Source organism: Legionella geestiana (assembly GCF_004571195.1).
GTDB lineage: Bacteria > Pseudomonadota > Gammaproteobacteria > Legionellales > Legionellaceae > Legionella_B > Legionella_B geestiana.
Map to the genome: position 1 here is coordinate 1,876,821 of NZ_CP038271.1, position 18,397 is coordinate 1,895,217.

Here is an 18,397-nt window from a genome sequence, read left to right on the forward strand (position 1 = left end):
ATGACGGTTTGCGCGGTCATCCCGGCAGCAGGTCTTGGTACACGCCTAGGTGCTGATTTGCCCAAATTACTGCTGCGCCTGTCAGACACCGAGACCGTCTGGTCACGGATGCGCCGGGTACTGAGTGTGCTTGACCACCTTCATGTCATTGCGTCACCGGCTGGATTCCCCCTGATTACCCACGCTCTTAAGACGGACATTGCGCGTGGATTTGCTTCCGTGAGCCTCCAGCCGGAACCGCGGGGCATGGGGGATGCGCTTTTTTGCGCGTATTCCGTGTGGTCAGAGGCACAGGCGATTGTTGTGGTATGGGGCGACCAGGCGGGTTTATCTTCAGAAACGCTGCAAAAAACCGTGAGGCGGCTTCAGGGCGCGCGACAGCGTGTTGTTCTGCCGCAGGTGCTGATGGAAAATCCCTATGTCGACTATGTGTTTTCTGAGGATGGGCAGCTGCAGGGCGTGCGACAGTCGCGGGAAGGGGACATCATGCCCGGATATGGCTGGTCGGATGTCGGAGTATTTGGGTTGACCGTTTCCGGTTTATCAGACGCCTGGCAGCGCTATCGTGCGAGTGCGCCTGAAGGTACGGAAACGCGCGAGCTTAATTTTCTGCCCTTTTTGCCCTTTCTTGCGCGGGAGTCGTGGGATATCCAGACGTTTACCGTCAGCGATTCGCGCGAGGCGCGCGGCATTAACACGCCTGAAGACCTCACTTTTTTCAGAGAACAACTTACAGAGATAAGCCCATGAAACAGGTATTGGTGACCGGAGGCGCCGGATTTATTGGCAGCCACCTGTGTGAGGCGCTGCTCTTGCGCGGCTATGGCGTGCGCGTGCTCGATAATCTTGTCTATGGCAGTCGAGAAAACGTTCCCGCTGGCGCCCGGTTTATTGAGGGGGATATCACCTCTTTTACCGACTGTGAAAAGGCCATGGACGGGGTTTCAGCCGTTTTTCACTGTGCAGCCATGTCGCGCTCAGCACCCTCAGAAGCCCTCATGCACCTTTGTGGAGAAGTGAATATTCTGGGGACGCAAAACGTGCTGATGGCAGCACGCGATGCGGGCGTTGAAAAAATCATTTACAGCGGTTCCTCCACGTTCTATGGTAACCAGCCTGCCCCGCACCGTGAAGAGATGTCAGGAGACTTTCTCAACATCTATGCGCTCTCAAAATACGTGGGCGAGCAGTACTGTCTGCATTTTGATGCGCGCCATAATCTTGCGGCTGTAATTCTTCGCTATTTCAACGTTTACGGACCGCGCCAGCCGCAAAGCGGGGCCTATGCCCTGGTGCTTGGGATTTTTCTTGAGCAATTAAAACGGGGAGAGGCGCTGGAAATTCATGGAGATGGCCTGCAGCGGCGAGATTTTGTGCATGTATTAGACGTGGTGCGTGCGAATATCGCGGCCCTCGAAAAGCCAGTTCGCCATGCAGTGATTAATATCGGCAGCGGCACGAGCACTTCGGTGCAGGAGCTTGCGGACAGGATTTCAACGCGTCAGGTGTTTGGCCCACGCCGCAGGGGCGATGCCATGGAAACCCTTGCTGACATCACCCGCGCACGCAGGCTCCTCGACTGGGAGCCCTCGGTAAGACTCACCGAGGGGCTAAGGGAGATGATGCCGCAGGTGCCTGCCTGAGACTTGCTTGAATGTGCGAGGTGCTTAAGGGGCTGCGGGAGCAGGTGCGGCTGTTTCTTTGGCAACCGTCCGTTGACCACGGAGCTGCTGTAGCAGCACCGGGTTTTTAGCAACCTCGATGAGGGACTCTGGCAGCTGACTGAGCGTCTCATACAGGTCTTGAACGCGGCTATCACGTGTTGTTTCATCTGGCGCTGTCCGAAGCCTGGCTTCTTTCTGAATGGCCGAAAATTTCTCGGCAGGGGTGAGTGCCGGGTTTGCAAGAAGGGCGCGCATATTGCGAATACCTTCAGGCGCCCTGCCAAACATGCCCGATACACCGGTTCCAAGCGCATTCCATTCTGTTCGGTTAAGCGCGCGAGCAAGAATATCGAGAATAGCGGCTTCTATGTGTTCAACGGCTGTTGCCAGCATGCGTTCAGTTTTTGCACTCTTTTGGAGTTTAATTTCGAACGGCAGTTCGTCAGCCATAAAGTGAAGTACGAGAAAAATTCTGATGATGGCAAAATCTGCTGCATTCATGGCCTGTGCATTCTGGTCTGATGGATGAACGCTGCTTTTGCTTGCCGCAATTTTTGCAGTCAGCTCATCTACGCTGCAGTTTAAGTCTTTAAAATTTAATGATAAATACTGAAGGTGCCCGGTCTTGCTAAAATCCTTGTTTTCAAACAGATTGGGAGAGTCTTTGAGCATGCTCTTCACCCGCTCTTTCAATGCTTCAGCTGCATCGCTCTTTTCTAAATCCCGTGCGTAACAAAATTTCATATGGTCAAACAGCGTTTTGTAATCCAGTATGGTTGCCTCGGCATGTGTTAAGTACGTCAGCAGGTCAGACGCTGAGGATTGGATATTCGCTTGAACGCTGTCAGCATGGGCTGCCATTTTTTCACTCCGGTGCCATAAAAATTAGGGCAATTAGTGTACATCAATAATTAAATATGATCAATTGTGGGGGCTTATAAAACAGAAAAAAATCATGGCTGGAGTTGTAAATACTCACTCCGGTTTAACAGTGTCGTCCCCGTGCAGGCGCTGAGAAATCCCGACATATTTTTGTACAGCGGGCCAGTTTCAACCAGCGCAGACAAGGCTTTGATGAGTTACTGAGAACTTGAAGTGCATACAAATCCGTGATTATGTTATTTTTCGCAAAAAATATGTCGGGATTCCTCAGCGTGGGAGGCAGGGAACTATCCCTGAAAAGGCACAGTGCCAATACAGGGATGGGTTCCCTGATTTCGCGGGAATGACAGGGTTTCGGTCTTCCCCGCGAAGGCGGGGACCCATTCAGGAGGTTGCACGGTGCCAACGCATGGTTCGGAACCCGCATGCTCGTTGTACAAAAATATGTCGGGATTCCTCAGCGTGGGAGGCAGGGAACTATCCCTGAAAAGGCACAGTGCCAATACAGGGATGGGTTCCCTGATTTCGCGGGAATGACAGGGTTTCGGTCTTCCCCGCGAAGGCGGGGACCCATTCAGGAGGTTGCACGGTGCCAACGCATGGTTCGGAACCCGCATGCCCGCTGTACAAAAATATGTCGGGATTCCTCAGCGCGCAGGCGGGGAGCCATATCATGGAATGAGGACACGCCCTAAGCAGATGTTTGATTTAACAGTTGTCCTAATGCTTCAAGCCTCTCCTGCAGTGCATCGGTCAATGGCATTACCACCTGCTTATGCCGGCTGTTTTCTCCGGTTTTAAGGGTTATCCGGCTTTTGGGAATCGCGAAAAAATCAGAAAGAAACACTGTCAGTTCTTTATTCGCCGCGCCCTTATGCGGTTTGGCATGAAGTGCAATGTGTAACCCTTCTGGGGTAATTTTAACCAGCGCTGTCTTTTTTGCGTTTGGTTTCGCTATAATCTGTACCGTGACGTGCTGGTTTTGCAGGCTAAACCACATGCGAAGACCTCGATTCGTTTGAAGATTTTTCATCACATCCTATCAGAATTCAAGAAACAGGAATGACACTGCACTATGATTGCCCTATTGGAAGCGTATCGCGAAGGTTTGCTGCAGCCGCAGAATCTGGTTAAAAATGCAAGCGCGGGATTGATTGTCGGAATTGTGGCACTGCCGCTTGCCATTGCCTTTGCCATTGCCTCTGGTGTGTCGCCGGCGCAGGGGATTTATACGGCGATTGTCTCGGGAGCTGTTGTTGGCATTTTCGGCGGCAGCCGGGTGCAGATTGCTGGTCCCACCGGTGCCTTTGTCGTCATTCTTTCCGGTATTACGGCGCGTTTTGGTGTGGAAGGTCTTCAGGTGGCAACCTTGCTGGCGGGTTTGATGCTCCTGATGATGGGGGTGATGAAATTTGGAAACGTCATTAAATTTATTCCTGTATCCGTGATAGTGGGATTCACGAGCGGTATAGGCGTGATTATTTTTTTCAGCGAGTGGAATGATTTTTTTGGTTTATCGCTGCAATTGCCGCCTGAGAGCGCGTTTTCTGTAAAAATGCTCGCGCTGATACAGGCGCTGCCGCACCTTGATATCGCAACCACGGCAATGGCGCTGTTCTGTCTGATGCTGATGTGGCTCACTCCAAAGTGCGTGAAGAACATTCCAGGCCCGCTGGTGGCCATGCTTGTGGCGACCGCTTTGCAGGCACATTTCCATTTTAAAACGGTTGCCACCATTGGCAGCACCTTTGGGGGTATTCCCTCAGCATTACCGACTTTTCAACCACTGGCACTGAATTGGCCCCTGGTTTACAGCCTTTTGGGGCCTGCTTTTACCATTGCGCTCCTTGGCGCGATTGAGTCGCTGCTCTCAGCATCTGCTGCTGATGGCCTTATGAAAACCCGGCACGATTCCAATCAGGAATTAATCGGTCAGGGGCTTGCCAACGTGCTGGCGCCTCTCTTCGGTGGTTTTGCCGCTACTGGTGCAATTGCACGTACGGCGACTAATGTGCGGCAGGGGGGGAACAGTCCTGTTGCGGCGATTGTGCACTCGCTTTTTTTGCTGCTGGTGGTCTGGGTGCTGGCGCCGCTTGCAAAGCATATTCCGCTCTCAGCCCTTGCCGCGATTCTTTTTGTGGTGGCCTATAACATGAGCGATATCGCGCATTTTCGCTACATGCTCCTGCATGCTCCGCGTTCGGATGTCCTGGTATTGGTAACGACCTTTTTTTTAACGGTTTTCACGAATCTTGTGATTGCCGTTAATGTCGGCGTACTGCTCGCCATCCTGCTGTTTATGCGCCGTATGGTAGAGGCGGTGACGGTTGAAAAAGCCCGCCCCGAAGCTTTTAACGAGGAATTGGCACCCTTGCCGCCCGATACGCTCGTCTACACGATAGAAGGCCCGTTCTTTTTTGGGGCGGCAGAAAAAATTGAACGCGCGCTCGCAGTCACGCACACCGACCCTAAAGCGATTATTTTTCGCCTTAAAAATGTTCCCTTTATCGATATGACCGGATTGCAGACATTGCGTGAGATTCTTGAAGCGTTCCATCATCGCGGCGTACAGGTGTATCTTTGTGAAGCCAATCACACGGTGCGTCAACATCTTGAGAAAACAGGCATTCATCAATGGATTGCGAAAAGCCATGTCTTTGAAAACTGTGCAGGCCTTCTTGAGGCGCTGCAATCACCAACCCCAACCCCTTTAGTCAACCATCAGGATAACCATCATGACACAACTGCCGAATTGTCCCGCGTGTGACGCAGCTTACACCTATACCGATGGCACGTTTCTTATCTGCCCGCAATGCGCGCATGAATGGACACAGGAAGCATCCGATACAGCGCAAGACCCTGCAGAATGCGTGAAAGACGCGCATGGAACCATCCTGAATGACGGTGACACCATCAGTGTTATTAAGGATTTAAAAATAAAAGGCTCTTCCCAGGTTGTCAAAGTGGGTACGAAAGTCAGAAACATTCGTCTGCATCCGGGGAGTGATCACAATATCGACTGTAAGATTGACGGCATTGGTGCCATGAAACTGAAGTCGGAATTTGTCAAAAAGGTCTAAGCGCGCCCTCTGACGGGGCGACTATGGGCTGAGTGGAAGGGCAGCACCTGCTGGCGCTGCCTCAAGGCTCTCTGTGGGTAGCGAGGGGGCATTCCTTCGAAAAAAAGACAGACGGGGGCCTCTCAGTAAATCGCGCAAGAGGTCTTTAGCAGAGGGGGGAGCAGTTTTTGCAAGCGGTGTCAGCGCGTATCCTTCATGAGCCAGTAAATTGGGCAGCCCATAGATTCCCAGATTGTGGGCAGCACCAACAGCTACCAGACAGGGGCGCTGACTGGCGGATTCTGCTAATATCGCTTCCATCCAAAGCATGTTGCGAATTTCACTATGCCCTTTATTCACGGATTTAATCAGGCAGGGATTGCTAAAATATACATTGTAAAAAGCTCTGACTTCATCCGAATTTTCTGCAAAGTACGAAACAGTTTCTGATGATTCTCTTGACTCGTCCAGTCCTTCAAGGCCCGCAAAAAGTATCTCTCTATTTTCAAGTATCTTCTGACGCTTCCCCATCCGAGCCGCTTTATCCCACGCGAGCTCATCAAGAGACGTCAGATTAGGATGCGGGACATATTCCCTCCTGATTTCCATGGGAGGGACATCATGTTCGGTAAACAAGGTGTCTACTTTATCAAGGAAATTGTCCAGTAAACCTTCAAAACGCTCGGCCAAATCGACAGGTATATAGTGGGAGGTACTAAAAAGATAAACGGGTGCGTGTCCCTTTTTAGAAGCTTGCCACAAAAAAGCGCCTTCTGTTATGCGTTCTTCAACTACCGCATATTTTTTTTGGGCTGTGTCTATGGCGGAATCTAACCTTGCATGGGGGAAGTACATTTTCATTTCAGCGAGGCATGCCGGTTCAACCGTTTCTTCGAGCCAGGAGAGGATGTCCTGATGGCCCGCGTTGAAAGCTGCCAGATACGCCCCATACCCCTGAGCCTTAATCATGGCCTGCGTGCAATCGGGTGCGTGCAGCGCCAGTAGTTTCATGAACTCAAGGTTGCCCTCGCGGGCTGCGTAACTGCTAAAGAGATCATAATCATCATAAGCTATTAACGCTCTTAAGCGCTCCGGAGCCAGGTTTTTAACGATACACTCCAGAAAGCTCGTAAAACTAAATAATTTCGCGAGATATAAAAAGCCATAATTATCACTTTCTATAAGCGACCATGCTTTCTCAGGTGCATGAATGACGAGATACGTGATGAGATGGTTTCGAAATGTTTCGTCTCCAAAAGGATACATTTCTTTATTGAAGAGGATTTTCACTGATTCCGTTGATGCCAATTGAACAAAACGAGACAGCACCGTGTGTTGACCGGTACCGGCTTCTTCTCGTAAAAGGCGGTAATTATCCGCCTCGATTTCTTCTAACAGATATTCGTGTGCTGCGGCCTTGTGTAACACGGACTCAATCCTTGAGCAAAAGCAGTGATGGGGGCATTAGTAGCATATGGTCTTGCGCGTGTGCAAGCACATACATGCGTTTTTTGCGGTGGCGGCCCCATTGTACAAATCCGTACAAGCTTTTATGATGAAAATGTATCTATTCACCACATTTTGAATGCTTTAGGGGAAAAGTAGCATTATCAACCAGTAGACTCAGGGAGGAGCCTATGTTTGGTTTTTTTGAAAGACAGCTTGAGAAAATGGGCTATAGCATTCGACCGGTTCAGGCGCATGAGCTGGAAGCGTTGCGAAAGGTGGCTGAACAGTCGTTTCGGGAAACGTATGCGGCGGATATTTCGGTAACGGCCCCCGCAATCGTTGAGGACTGGATTGCAAAAATTTACAGCGATGCTGCCCTTAACGACTGGGTGACAAATCCCGCTAATCGCCTTTTAGGGGTATTTAACAAAGACGGCGCGCTGCAAGGCTTTAGTTTATTGTGCCTTGAGGGTGCGACAGCCCGTCTGGATAAATTGTATCTTTTGTCATCCGTGCAGGGCATCGGCCTTGGTCGCCTGCTGCTCGAGGCCAATTACTCGGAGCTGCGTAAACATCCAGCTGTCAGTGCGCTTTCGCTTGAGGTGGCCGACAGTAATGTGCGTGCACGGGGGTTCTACCAGCGTATGGGACTGGCCTCCACATCAACGCAGGTCGAATTTTCTGGCTCCTCATCAGAAAATCCGCTGTTTAACTCTGTGTATAGAAGAGACAAGAACAGTTGCAGCGCAGGTATTGATGAGGCGCTTTCACGATTGGATGAGAAAGCGGCGCCGTCCATGTCAAGCCAGTGCTGAGTGTAGTCTTTTTAGGCAACTCTGTTTGATTGGCATGCAAAAAATCCCTATAATCGGCTCAATCGTTTTGCAGACGTTGAGCCTGTCTCACTATGCCCTCTGCAAAACCCGCCTGCCCTGTGGCAGTAAATGATTAGAGGATGAAGTGTGAACAAACAGTATGTATTTACCTCCGAGTCGGTATCAGAAGGACATCCTGATAAGGTTGCTGATCAGATTTCCGATGCCATTCTTGACGCGCTGCTGGCTGAAGACCCGCACTCACGGGTCGCCTGTGAAACCTTTGTCAACACCGGCATGGTGCTTGTCGGTGGTGAAATTACCACGAAGGCGCATGTGCATGTGGAAGACCTGGTGCGCAGTGTTATTAAAGACATCGGTTATAACGATTCCGGTATGGGCTTTGACTGGGAAACCTGTTCCGTTTTATCGGCCATTGGCCGCCAGTCTCCTGATATTGCGCAGGGCGTAGATAATACGGTAAGCGGCGTTCAGGGAGCGGGTGACCAGGGAATTATGTTTGGGTATGCGACACGTGAGACGGATGTGTTCATGCCGGCACCCATTGCCTATTCCCATCTTTTAATGGCGCGCCAGGCTGAAGTGCGTAAAAATGGCACGCTTTCCTGGCTGCGTCCCGATGCCAAGTGCCAGCTTTCCATGCGCTATGAAGCCGGTCGTCCTGTGGGCATCGATACGATTGTTTTTTCGACACAGCATGCGCCTGAAATTGATCAAAAAGATCTTTTTGAAGCGGTGGTGGAGCATATCATTCGCCCGGTGATTCCGGCAGAATGGCTCACTGACCAAACGCGTTATCTTGTCAATCCCACAGGGCGCTTTGTCATCGGTGGACCACTTGGTGACTGTGGGCTGACCGGGCGTAAAATTATCGTTGACACCTATGGTGGCATGGCCCGTCATGGCGGCGGCTGTTTTTCAGGCAAAGACCCCTCAAAAGTAGACCGTTCTGCCGCTTATGCCGCGCGTCATGTGGCAAAAAATCTGGTGGCAGCCGGCATTGCCGATAAATGTGAAATTCAGGTTTCCTATGCGATTGGTGTGGCTGAACCCACATCCGTATTTGTCGAAACGTTTGGCACCGGTCGGATTGATGATGCGGCCATTATTCAACTGATTCACGATAATTTTGACCTGACGCCGCAGGGAATTATCCGGCATCATGATATGTTACGACCCATTTATCGCGCGACAGCGGTTTATGGACATTATGGACGCGAGGGTTTTCCCTGGGAGCGTCTTGACAAGGTTGATGCATTGCGGAGGGCATTGTAAATGGAACAGCGCATACTCGAAAAGGTGGTCAGCAGCGGGGATTACCGCGTAAAAGATATGAGCCTTGCTGCCTGGGGACGACGTGAAATCGCGATTGCGGAAACAGAAATGCCGGGCTTGATGGCGCTTCGCAAAGAATATGGCCTGCAAAAGCCGTTGCAGGGGGCGCGCATTGCCGGCTGTCTGCACATGACCATCCAGACGGCGGTACTGATTGAAACGCTGACGGCGCTGGGCGCTGAAGTGCGCTGGTCATCCTGTAACATTTTTTCCACGCAAGACCACGCGGCAGCCGCTATTGCCGCTACCGGCGTCCCGGTGTTTGCATGGAAGGGAGAAACAGAAGAAGAATACTGGTGGTGTGTGGAGCAGACGCTCAAGGGTCCTGATGGCTGGTCGCCCAACATGATTCTGGATGACGGCGGCGATTTAACCCTCGTTGTGCATGAAAAATACCCGCATCTTTTAGAAGAGATTCGCGGCATTTCCGAGGAAACCACAACCGGTGTTGCGCGTCTTTATGACATGGCGCGCAAGGGCGAGCTTAAGGTGCCCGCCATTAACGTGAATGATTCCGTTACCAAATCAAAGTTTGACAACCTCTATGGCTGCCGCGAGTCGCTTCTTGATGGCCTCAAACGCGCAACCGATGTCATGATTGCCGGTAAAACCGCGCTTATTCTCGGATACGGCGATGTGGGCAAGGGCTGTGCGCAGGCACTGCGTGGTCAGGGGGCGCAGGTCTGGATTAGCGAAATCGACCCGATTTGCGCTCTTCAGGCCGCCATGGAAGGGTACCGTGTAGTGCGCCTTGATGAGGTGGCAGAAGACGTAGATATCCTGGTGACGGCGACCGGAAATTTCCATGTGGTGACACTCGCGCACATGCAGCGCATGAAAAACCAGGCGATTCTCTGCAACATTGGTCATTTTGACTCTGAAATTGATATTCAGAGCCTGCGCCAGTTCCCCTGGGAGAACATCAAGCCGCAGGTTGATCATGTTATTTTCCCTGATGGCAGGCGTCTTATTGTCCTTGCGGAAGGCCGTCTTGTGAACCTTGGCTGTGCGACAGGGCACCCGAGCTTCGTGATGTCGACTTCGTTTACCAATCAGGTGCTGGCGCAAATCGAACTCTTCGCGCACGCTGAGCGCTATTCGAACGAAGTGTATGTGCTGCCAAAGCATCTTGACGAAAAAGTCGCGCGTTTGCATCTTGAGCGTATCGGCGTGAAGCTGACAGAACTTAGCTCAGAGCAGGCACGCTACCTCGGTGTTCCGGTAGAAGGACCTTACAAGCCTGATTATTACCGGTATTGATGATTCCTGGGCTTATCAGCCCAGGCTGCGTTATGTTATTGATTTCATTGAATATGCAGGCTGGTCTGAGCACAGCGAAGCCTGGCATCGGATATCGCCGTTGGCAGGGTGTTTTTTTCGCGCATCCTATCCCGCGCTTATCAGCGCAGGCTACGGCATTATGCTAATTATTTACAATTGTGCGGTAGGCTGGGCTGAGCGGCGCGAAGCCCGGCATCGGACATCGCCGTTGGCCGGGTGTATTTTTTTGCGCATCCTGTCCCGCGCTTATCAGCGCAGGCTACGGCATTATGCTAATTATTTACAATTGTGCGGTAGGCTGGGCTGAGCGGCGCGAAGCCCGGCATTGGACATCGCCGTTGGCCGGATGTTTTTATCATGCATCCCATCCCGCGCTTATCAGCGCAGGCTACGGCATTATGCTAATTATTTACAATTGTGCGGTAGGCTGGGCTGAGCGGCGCGAAGCCCGGCATCGGATGTCATCTCGCGCACCTATCCCTGGGCTTGTCAGCCCAGGCTACAGCGCTTCATGGAAAGAGGAGGATGGCAAGACCCCATCCGATGCTCAGGGGCTCTGATGTGTTGAGCTACACGTTAAACCGAAAATGCATCACGTCACCATCACGTACAATGTATTCCTTGCCCTCAAGGCGCAGTTTTCCGGCTTCTTTTGCACCCTGCTCACCTTTATACGCTACAAAATCGTCATAGGCGATGACCTCGGCGCGAATAAAGCCTTTTTCAAAGTCGGTATGTATCACCCCTGCTGCCTGCGGTGCCGTATCACCCTTGTGGATGGTCCATGCGCGTACTTCTTTCACGCCGGCGGTGAAATACGTCTGCAGACCCAGCAAGTCGTAGGCAGCACGTATAACACGGTGCAGGCCGGGTTCCTCAAGACCTAAGGATTCCATAAACTCGTTGCGCTCTTCCTCCTCAAGCTCCATCAACTCGGCTTCCGTAGCGGCGCAGAGCGCGACCACGTTGGCACCTTCGGAGAGGGCGTGCGCGCGGACTTTGTCCAGCAATGGGTTGTTTTCGTGCTCTGATTCATTGACATTCGCGATATAAAGCACCGGTTTAGCCGTCAGCAGAAAAAGGCGCTTTGCTATGGCCTGTTCTTCGGGTGTCAGCGGCAGCGTTCGTACCTGGTTGCCGGCGTCGAGGTGGATGCGGATTTTATCAAGCGTTTCTTTCTCAAAGATGCCTTCCTTGTTGCCGCTGCGGCTGTTTTTTCCCGCCTTAAGGAGTGCTTTTTCAACGGTTTCCATGTCGGCAAGTGCCAGTTCCGTGTTGATGACTTCAATATCATCAAGCGGGTTGATGCGTCCCTCAACATGGATAATGTTATCGTTTTCAAAACAGCGCACGACATGGGCAATGGCATCTGTTTCGCGGATATTCGCAAGAAACGCATTACCAAGCCCTTCACCGCGCGAGGCACCTTTTACCAGTCCGGCGATGTCCACGAACTGCATGGTCGCCGGCAGTGACTGCTGCGGTTTAACGATGGCGTTCAAGGCGTCAATGCGCGGGTCGGGAACGGTTACCACACCGCTGTTTGGCTCAATGGTGCAAAAGGGATAATTCGCCGCTTCAATACCAGCAGAGGTCAGGGCGTTGAACAGAGTGGATTTGCCGACATTTGGCAATCCTACGATACCGCATTTTAAAACCATAATTTTTACCTCAACTGTTTAGGCGGTTCATCGCCGCGGCCAAATTGCCTGCGAGCAGCTCTGGAGTAATCCCACATGCGCGCGTGATGGCTTCATCGATGGCGTTTCTGTCGGCGATGGGCGGTTTTCCGAGAACATACTGTAGAACAAGGTCTTTATGTCCCGGGTGGCCAATGCCGATGCGAAGCCTGTGAAAATCATTGCTGCCAAGCTGGCTGATAATATCGCGAAGGCCATTGTGACCCCCATGCCCGCCACCGCTTTTAAGTTTGATGCGCCCACAGGCAAGATCAAGCTCATCATGTGCCACAAGAATTTCATCGGGCAGAATGCGGTAAAACTGACTGACTGCGCGTACGGCCCGACCACTGTGATTCATAAAGGTATCAGGCAGAAGGATTCGACAGGTGTGCCCGTCACGCGCGAGCAGGGCAAGTGTTCCATGCAGTTTTTTTTCAGGTTTGAAAGGCGTGCGCAGATGTTCTGCCAATTGTTCGGCAAACCAGCCACCCGCATTATGGCGAGTGTCAGCGTAGGTGCTTCCGGGGTTTTGCAAGCCGACTATCAGCTTGATGGCCATACCTGCATCCAGTTCGACATTAATAAAGAATGCTGCCCAGAGCCGTAAGCCATGGGCAGCGGGTGTTACTGTTACGCTTCTTCAGATGGTGCTTCAGGGGCTTCAGTACCCTCAGCTTCTGTTTCTTCAACAGCGCCGACTTTAGGTGTGTGGATGCTGACAACAGGATGGTTATGGCTGGCATCAGAGATATCAGCAGTCAGGCGCACGCCCTTGGGCAGTTTAAGATCAGACAGGTGGACAACACCGTTCAGAAGCACTTCAGCGAGGTCAACTTCGATAAACTCCGGCAGCTGGCTTGCCTTGCAGCGGACTTCAACCTGTGTCAGAGCGTGGTTCACAATACCACCGGCCTTAACGCCTTTAGAGGTCTGCTCGTTCAGGAAGTGCAGCGGTACGGATTTGACAAGGATATCTTTGGGGTCAACGCGCTGGAGATCCATATGCAGGATAACCGGTTTCCACGGGTGGCGCTGCAGGTCCTTCAGGATAACGTGCTCAACCTTGTCATCCACCTTGATGTCAAAAACGCTGGAAAAAATGCTTTCGCATTCGAGGGCCTTCGCCAGCTTGTTGTGGCTCACATGAATCGAGTGTGCCGGTTTTTTCCCGCCGTAAATAACACCAGGAACCAGGTTTTCAAGACGACGCAGGCGGCGGCTCGCACCTTTCCCCAGGTCGGTTCTTGTTTCAGCGTGCAGTAAAATCATATTCATCTCCAGATTATAGGGTTCCCCAGTGTACATTCCGCGACCAGAAAGCACACCCACGTTCCGACAAAGGGCCGAAAAACCGCGGAAAGGGTGGCGCAGTATACAATAATTTAAATTCAACTTGAAGTCGGTTGGTTAATTTCATAGAATATGCCACTTTGTTGACCGAAAGCCATGCGGCGTGTTGGAGATAGAGATATGTATGCGGTAATCAAGACTGGCGGTAAGCAATACCGCGTCCAGGAGGGCGATATGCTCAAGATAGAGCTGCTGCCTGAAGATGTGGGTAACGTGGTACAGTTTTCAGAAGTGCTGATGGTTTCCGATGGCGAGAGTATCGCCTGTGGTACGCCGCTGCTTGCCAATGCTGTTGTCAAGGCAGAAGTTGTTGCGCATGCGCGCCACGCAAAGGTTAAAATCATCAAGTTTCGCCGCCGTAAGCACCATATGAAGCGTATGGGTCACCGGCAGCATTACACGCAGGTTAAAATCACTGCGATAAGCAAATAACAGGGGACAGCAATGGCTCACAAAAAAGCTGGCGGGAGTACCCGCAACGGTCGCGACTCGAATCCTAAGTACCTTGGCGTAAAACGTTATGGTGGTCAGTATGTCGCGGCTGGAGAAATTCTGGTTCGTCAACGCGGTACGCGTTTCCACGCCGGCATGGGTGTTGGCATGGGGCGTGATCATACGCTGTTCGCACTGGCTGCGGGCATCGTACGCTTTGTGACGCGAGGCGCCCAAAACCGTCAATACATCGTGATTGATGCCGTTGCTGAAGAAGCGGCTGAGTAATCGCGGGGTTGTCTCGGTGACACAGTATCTTAATCCCCTGCAGGGCAGGCCGGCATTTGCTCGGCCATGCTGTGCGGGGGATTTTGCTTGCGCGGAATTTTTTGCTCCAATCCGGTAGTTAAATAATGAAATTTGTTGATGAAGCGATTATCCGGGTTGAAGCCGGGAATGGCGGGCATGGCTGCCTGAGTTTTCGCCGTGAAAAATACGTGCCGCGCGGCGGCCCTGACGGCGGCGATGGCGGCGATGGCGGCAGTGTGTTCCTTGAGGGTAACGCGAACCTGAATACTCTGCTCGATTTTCGCTACCAGCGCCACTACCGGGCCGAAAACGGTCAACCCGGCATGGGCGGAAACTGTACCGGTAAAAAAGGCGATGATCTGATTATTCAGGTGCCTTTGGGAACCCTCGTGCATGACATCGACACCGGCGAACTGCTCGGAGATATTCGCGAGAACGGCGAGCGTCTGCTGATTGCCCAGGGCGGTTTTCATGGTCTTGGCAATACCCGTTATAAAAGCAGTATTAACCGTGCACCGCGCCAGACTTCGCCAGGCACTCCGGGCGAGGGGCGACACCTGCGCCTTGAGCTGCAGGTACTTGCCGATGTGGGGCTGCTTGGCCTTCCTAATGCCGGTAAGTCTACCTTGATTCGTGCCGTTTCAAGCGCGCGCCCGAAAGTCGCGGATTATCCCTTCACAACGCTTTATCCCAATCTTGGTGTGGTGCAGGCCGGGCGGCATAAAAGCTTTGTGATGGCCGATATTCCGGGCTTGATTGAAGGGGCTGCCGAAGGCGCGGGCCTTGGCCAGCGCTTTTTAAAGCATCTTTCGCGCACCTGCATTCTCCTGCACGTGCTCGATATTCTGCCCATTGACGGCACGTCACCGGCAGAGTCTGCACGGGTGATTCTGCGAGAACTTGAGGCCTACAGCCCCGAAATGCTTGAAAAACCACGCTGGCTGGTGCTCAACAAGATAGATACGCTCAGTGGTGATGAACGCCAGGAAGCAATTGACCGTGTCGTGGCCGAGCTCGACTGGAAGGGGCCTGTATTTGCAGTCTCAGCCCTCACGGGTGAGGGCACTGAGCCGCTGGTGTATTCACTGATGCAGCAGATTGAGTCCATGCAGAATCCGGAAGCTTAGCCATTCGGCAGCATTGAGCACAACCATGGCGCTTCGAAATGGCAGGGTATGCATATCCTGCCAGTTGGTGTTTGCACTTTCTATTCGCACCTGAACAGTGGTTTCCTGAACGTTCGGCTGACTGTTCCAGAATGCCTCAAGCCCCTGCAGATGGACCTGAATTGCTGCATGCGCACTCGGCTGAAAAGAAAGCCATGGGTGCGTATCGGGGGTGTGCAGCAGGGATTCAAGCACCCCACCCGTGACATCGTCCCGAATCGAGAGCGGTATTTTATGCGCCACAATTGCTTCGCGCAGCAGCTCGGAAGCTTTTTTCCCGTCAGGTGTCAGAATAAGCGGCTTGCAGATGGGGTCAACAATCGCGCGCACGCGCTCAACCATCTCTGCTGACGTACGCACTTTAAACTCGATGTATGGCGAGTCAAGGCGATAGCCAATTTCGCAGGGCACGCCCTTCAACGCCTCTTCCATGGTTTGATTGAGCACACTTTCCGCAACACCAAAGAGGCGCCATTTAAGCAGTACGCTGTCGGTGCGCTGGCAGTTTTGCAGCAGCTTTAAAGCGTGATTGTCAAACATGGGCAGCGCTTCCCGAGGCGGGCCTGGCAGAAGCACGATGTGACGGCCGTTCCAGAACCCATATGCACCGAGTGCGGTACCATTGGGATTAGGCAGCAGGGTGCTGCCCTCTGGAAACAGGCACTGCTGGAGATTGCCGGCGTTCAATGCGAATCCGCTGTTTCGCAGGTGATGCGTCAGGTGCTCGCGCGCTTCTGGAAACTCGTGCAGCGATACATTCAGCCAGTGGGCAAGGGCAAAACGCGTTCTATCGTCTGATGTAGGGCCAAGGCCGCCGGTAATAATCAATACATCATGGTTTTTGCCCAGAAACTCCATGCAGCCGATGATATCTTCTTCAGAGTCACTGCAGGCAAGGTGGCGTCCAGTAACAAAGCCTTCGCTGGCAAGCTGGTTTGCGAAATAGCGGCTGGTGCTGTTTAGCGTATCGCCACAAACGATTTCATCTCCAGTGGCGAGAAACGCAACGCGCGTACCGTTCATAAGGCCTCCCGTGTGAGTGTGATTTGCGGTGAAGGAGTTTCAATGCCCTTTTCGTCAAAGAGGTGTTTAACTGCCGTTCGCAGGGTGTTGGTGACTTCGGAAACATTCGCCTTTTTTGTCCACGCCTTCATCATGAGCTGGATGGATGACTCGTTAAACTGATCAATAACCACCTGTGGCTCTGGATTTTTGAGTACATGCGGCGTTTCGAGCGCCAGCGTGTGCAGCAGAGGCACGAGCGCGTCTATATCTGTTTTCCAGGAAACTATCAGCGGGATATCCACTCGACGCGTAGGATAATAGCTCAGGTTGGTAATTTGCGATTTTATCAACGACTCATTAGGAACGCGCACCAGTCTATTATCGGACGTGCGGATTTTGGTGGACAGCAAATCTATCGCTTCAACCGTACCGGAGACGGTATTCACCTGCACCTGGTCGCCTACCTTGAAGGGACGCTCAAACAGGAGAAATACACCGCTCACGAGATTGGAGGCTGCGGTTTGTGAGGCAAAGCTCAGTGCAACCGTAAAAATACCGGCGGCTCCCAGAAGTACTGACAGATTAAACCCAAGCTGCTGCAGGGCGCAGACGGCAAACGCCACGAAAAAAAGATAAAACGCAAGGCGGTGTGCAAGCATCGCCTGGTGTTTTGAGAAGTGTTTTTCAATGGTGCGCTCAATCAGGGTGCCTGCCCATTTGGCAAGGATGTAGCCTGAGCTGAAGAGCAGGATTGCGTAAAACAGGTTCAGCCACTTTATGTGTTCGAGGAATTGCATGATGCGCTCTCCGTGTGGTGCGTTCGTGCCATAAGCGCCTGCACGAGCGTGCGCAATCCGTCTGCGCGCGCCCCGAATGGCGCGAGATGTTGAAGGGCCTTTGCAAACTGGGCATCCAACAGGGCGGCCAGCGAATCCCGCTCATAGAGACTCGCAAACGTAGTTTTGGCGTTGACGGCATCCGAGGCCTGGCCCTTGCCAAGCGTTTCGCGCGCGCTGTAGCGGTCAAGATAGTCGTCCTGAATCTGGAAGGCGATGCCGGTGTCTTTGGCAAAGTGTAAAAGATGCTGCGCGTCTTCACCGTCTACCTCGCCTGCTGCAAGTGCCATGCGTACACAGGCTTCTATCAGGCGACCGGTTTTGAGGCCATGAATGCGGCGCAATTCAATTTCAGGCACATTCGGCTGCTGCAAAACAGTAAGATCGAGACTCTGACCGCTCACCATGCCGGCAGCACCGCTTGCATGCAGAAGGATACCAGCGATAGTGAGAGTTGTTTTTGCCGTCAGGCAGTCAGCGAGCCGGGTCGTTAAGACCTCGATGCCGAGTGACTGCAGGGCATCGCCCGCTAGAATGGCAGTGGCTTCATCAAATGCGCGGTGACAGGTGGGAAGACCGCGGCGTAAATCGTCATTATCCATCGCAGGCAGGTCATCGTGTACCAGAGAATACGTGTGCACCAGCTCGATGGCGGCCGCGATGGTATCAAGTGGTCTTAACGGGATGTCAAACAATGCTCCGGTAAAGTAGACCAGCAGCGGGCGAATACGTTTGCCACCGGGAAAAAGGGCGTGCGCCATGGCCTGTCGCAGGCGATTGTCGGCAATTGGAAAGGTTTCGAGGATATCTGTCAGTGTTTCATTTACCCGCGTGCGCCAGGTATCAAAGACGGCGTCCTCTGCCACATTACGCATCAGGCTCTCCTGCGCCTGGCAGCGCAGTCGCTGCCAGCAGTTCAACTTTCTGTTCAGCCTCGCGCAATACTTCTTCGCATTTTCGTGCGAGCAGTATGCCCTTTTCAAACTGCTTGAGTGACTCTTCAAGGGCAAGGTCGCCCTTTTCAAGCAGATTCACAATGGTTTCCAGCTCAGCGATGGATTTTTCAAACGGTACGGGTTTGCTCATGGAAGCTCCTTAAGTGACTCAATGC

The 18,397-nt window shown here is 52.5% G+C and carries 20 protein-coding genes; 10 read left to right on the forward strand and 10 right to left on the reverse strand.

Going from position 1 to position 18,397, the window contains the following annotated elements; all coding sequences use genetic code 11:
* Window positions 1-750 carry an NTP transferase domain-containing protein gene (locus E4T54_RS08400; protein ID WP_028387492.1) on the forward strand — a complete coding sequence of 250 codons (750 nt, stop codon included), beginning with the start codon at window positions 1-3 and terminating at the stop codon, window positions 748-750.
* Window positions 747-1,643 carry an NAD-dependent epimerase/dehydratase family protein gene (locus E4T54_RS08405; protein WP_028387491.1) on the forward strand — a complete coding sequence of 299 codons (897 nt, stop codon included), beginning with the start codon at window positions 747-749 and terminating at the stop codon, window positions 1,641-1,643. Before E4T54_RS08400 ends, E4T54_RS08405 begins: the two co-directional genes overlap by 4 nt.
* 24 nt (window positions 1,644-1,667) lie before the next feature.
* On the opposite strand, the gene E4T54_RS08410 is transcribed toward E4T54_RS08405, so the two are convergent.
* Both E4T54_RS08410 and E4T54_RS08415 read right to left on the reverse strand, forming a co-directional pair.
* Entirely contained in the window at window positions 1,668-2,525 is an 858-nt protein-coding gene (locus tag E4T54_RS08410; RefSeq protein WP_028387490.1) for a hypothetical protein, read from the reverse strand.
* 712 nt (window positions 2,526-3,237) lie between these two features.
* Window positions 3,238-3,579 carry a DUF167 domain-containing protein gene (locus E4T54_RS08415; protein WP_238582817.1) on the reverse strand — a complete coding sequence of 114 codons (342 nt, stop codon included), beginning with the start codon at window positions 3,577-3,579 and terminating at the stop codon, window positions 3,238-3,240.
* A 42-nt stretch (window positions 3,580-3,621) separates the two neighbouring features.
* On the opposite strand from E4T54_RS08415, the gene E4T54_RS08420 reads away from it, so the two are divergent.
* Entirely contained in the window at window positions 3,622-5,313 is a 1,692-nt protein-coding gene (locus E4T54_RS08420) for a SulP family inorganic anion transporter (RefSeq protein WP_051550966.1), read from the forward strand.
* Entirely contained in the window at window positions 5,282-5,626 is a 345-nt protein-coding gene (locus E4T54_RS08425; RefSeq protein ID WP_028386802.1) for a zinc ribbon domain-containing protein YjdM, read from the forward strand. Before E4T54_RS08420 ends, E4T54_RS08425 begins: the two co-directional genes overlap by 32 nt.
* Before the next feature lie 21 nt (window positions 5,627-5,647).
* Here the strand turns inward: E4T54_RS08425 and E4T54_RS08430 are convergent, their stop codons facing one another.
* A complete protein-coding gene (locus E4T54_RS08430; RefSeq protein ID WP_028386803.1) occupies window positions 5,648-7,033 on the reverse strand; it encodes a TraB/GumN family protein in 1,386 nt (461 codons plus the stop codon).
* 209 nt (window positions 7,034-7,242) lie between these two features.
* Between E4T54_RS08430 and E4T54_RS08435 the strand changes: the two genes are divergently transcribed.
* From E4T54_RS08435 to ahcY, 3 genes are all read left to right on the forward strand, one after another.
* Window positions 7,243-7,869, forward strand: coding sequence for a GNAT family N-acetyltransferase (locus E4T54_RS08435; RefSeq protein ID WP_028386804.1), 627 nt, complete (start codon window positions 7,243-7,245; stop codon window positions 7,867-7,869).
* Window positions 7,870-8,016: 147 nt separating this feature from the next.
* Window positions 8,017-9,165, forward strand: coding sequence for a methionine adenosyltransferase (gene metK, locus E4T54_RS08440; protein WP_028386805.1), 1,149 nt, complete (start codon window positions 8,017-8,019; stop codon window positions 9,163-9,165).
* Between the two features lie 57 nt (window positions 9,166-9,222).
* A complete protein-coding gene (ahcY, locus tag E4T54_RS08445; protein WP_425324514.1) occupies window positions 9,223-10,485 on the forward strand; it encodes an adenosylhomocysteinase in 1,263 nt (420 codons plus the stop codon).
* Between the two features lie 590 nt (window positions 10,486-11,075).
* On the opposite strand, the gene ychF is transcribed toward ahcY, so the two are convergent.
* The 3 genes from ychF to E4T54_RS08460 form a co-directional block, all read right to left on the reverse strand.
* Window positions 11,076-12,167, reverse strand: a complete 1,092-nt coding sequence (gene ychF / locus E4T54_RS08450) for a redox-regulated ATPase YchF (protein ID WP_028386808.1) — start codon at window positions 12,165-12,167, stop codon at window positions 11,076-11,078.
* Window positions 12,168-12,177: 10 nt separating this feature from the next.
* Window positions 12,178-12,747: an aminoacyl-tRNA hydrolase gene (gene pth / locus E4T54_RS08455; protein ID WP_028386809.1), complete on the reverse strand. Its 570-nt coding sequence runs from the start codon at window positions 12,745-12,747 to the stop codon at window positions 12,178-12,180.
* 71 nt (window positions 12,748-12,818) lie between these two features.
* Window positions 12,819-13,463 (reverse strand): 50S ribosomal protein L25/general stress protein Ctc, encoded by a 645-nt coding sequence (locus E4T54_RS08460; RefSeq protein WP_028386810.1) that lies wholly within the window; start codon window positions 13,461-13,463, stop codon window positions 12,819-12,821.
* Window positions 13,464-13,658: 195 nt separating this feature from the next.
* On the opposite strand from E4T54_RS08460, the gene rplU reads away from it, so the two are divergent.
* The 3 genes from rplU (at window position 13,659) to cgtA (ending at window position 15,406) form a co-directional block, all read left to right on the forward strand.
* Entirely contained in the window at window positions 13,659-13,970 is a 312-nt protein-coding gene (gene rplU / locus E4T54_RS08465; protein WP_028386811.1) for a 50S ribosomal protein L21, read from the forward strand.
* 12 nt (window positions 13,971-13,982) lie between these two features.
* Complete coding sequence (gene rpmA, locus E4T54_RS08470; protein WP_028386812.1) at window positions 13,983-14,258, forward strand: 50S ribosomal protein L27; 276 nt, start codon at window positions 13,983-13,985, stop codon at window positions 14,256-14,258.
* Between the two features lie 125 nt (window positions 14,259-14,383).
* Window positions 14,384-15,406, forward strand: a complete 1,023-nt coding sequence (gene cgtA / locus E4T54_RS08475; protein WP_028386813.1) for an Obg family GTPase CgtA — start codon at window positions 14,384-14,386, stop codon at window positions 15,404-15,406.
* On the opposite strand, the gene E4T54_RS08480 is transcribed toward cgtA, so the two are convergent.
* From E4T54_RS08480 to E4T54_RS08495, 4 genes are read right to left on the reverse strand one after another with little or no spacing between them, the layout of a single operon-like run.
* The gene (locus tag E4T54_RS08480; RefSeq protein ID WP_028386814.1) at window positions 15,362-16,468 is read right to left on the reverse strand and encodes a competence/damage-inducible protein A; all 1,107 of its coding nucleotides are present in this window, start codon (window positions 16,466-16,468) and stop codon (window positions 15,362-15,364) included. The genes cgtA and E4T54_RS08480 overlap by 45 nt on opposite strands.
* Window positions 16,465-17,247, reverse strand: coding sequence for a mechanosensitive ion channel family protein (locus tag E4T54_RS08485; protein ID WP_035902886.1), 783 nt, complete (start codon window positions 17,245-17,247; stop codon window positions 16,465-16,467). The genes E4T54_RS08480 and E4T54_RS08485 overlap by 4 nt, the downstream gene beginning before the upstream one ends.
* Window positions 17,226-18,161, reverse strand: coding sequence for a polyprenyl synthetase family protein (locus E4T54_RS08490; RefSeq protein ID WP_065230368.1), 936 nt, complete (start codon window positions 18,159-18,161; stop codon window positions 17,226-17,228). The genes E4T54_RS08485 and E4T54_RS08490 overlap by 22 nt, the downstream gene beginning before the upstream one ends.
* Window positions 18,154-18,372 (reverse strand): exodeoxyribonuclease VII small subunit, encoded by a 219-nt coding sequence (locus tag E4T54_RS08495; protein WP_028386815.1) that lies wholly within the window; start codon window positions 18,370-18,372, stop codon window positions 18,154-18,156. Before E4T54_RS08495 ends, E4T54_RS08490 begins: the two co-directional genes overlap by 8 nt.
* Window positions 18,373-18,397 lie beyond the last annotated feature (25 nt).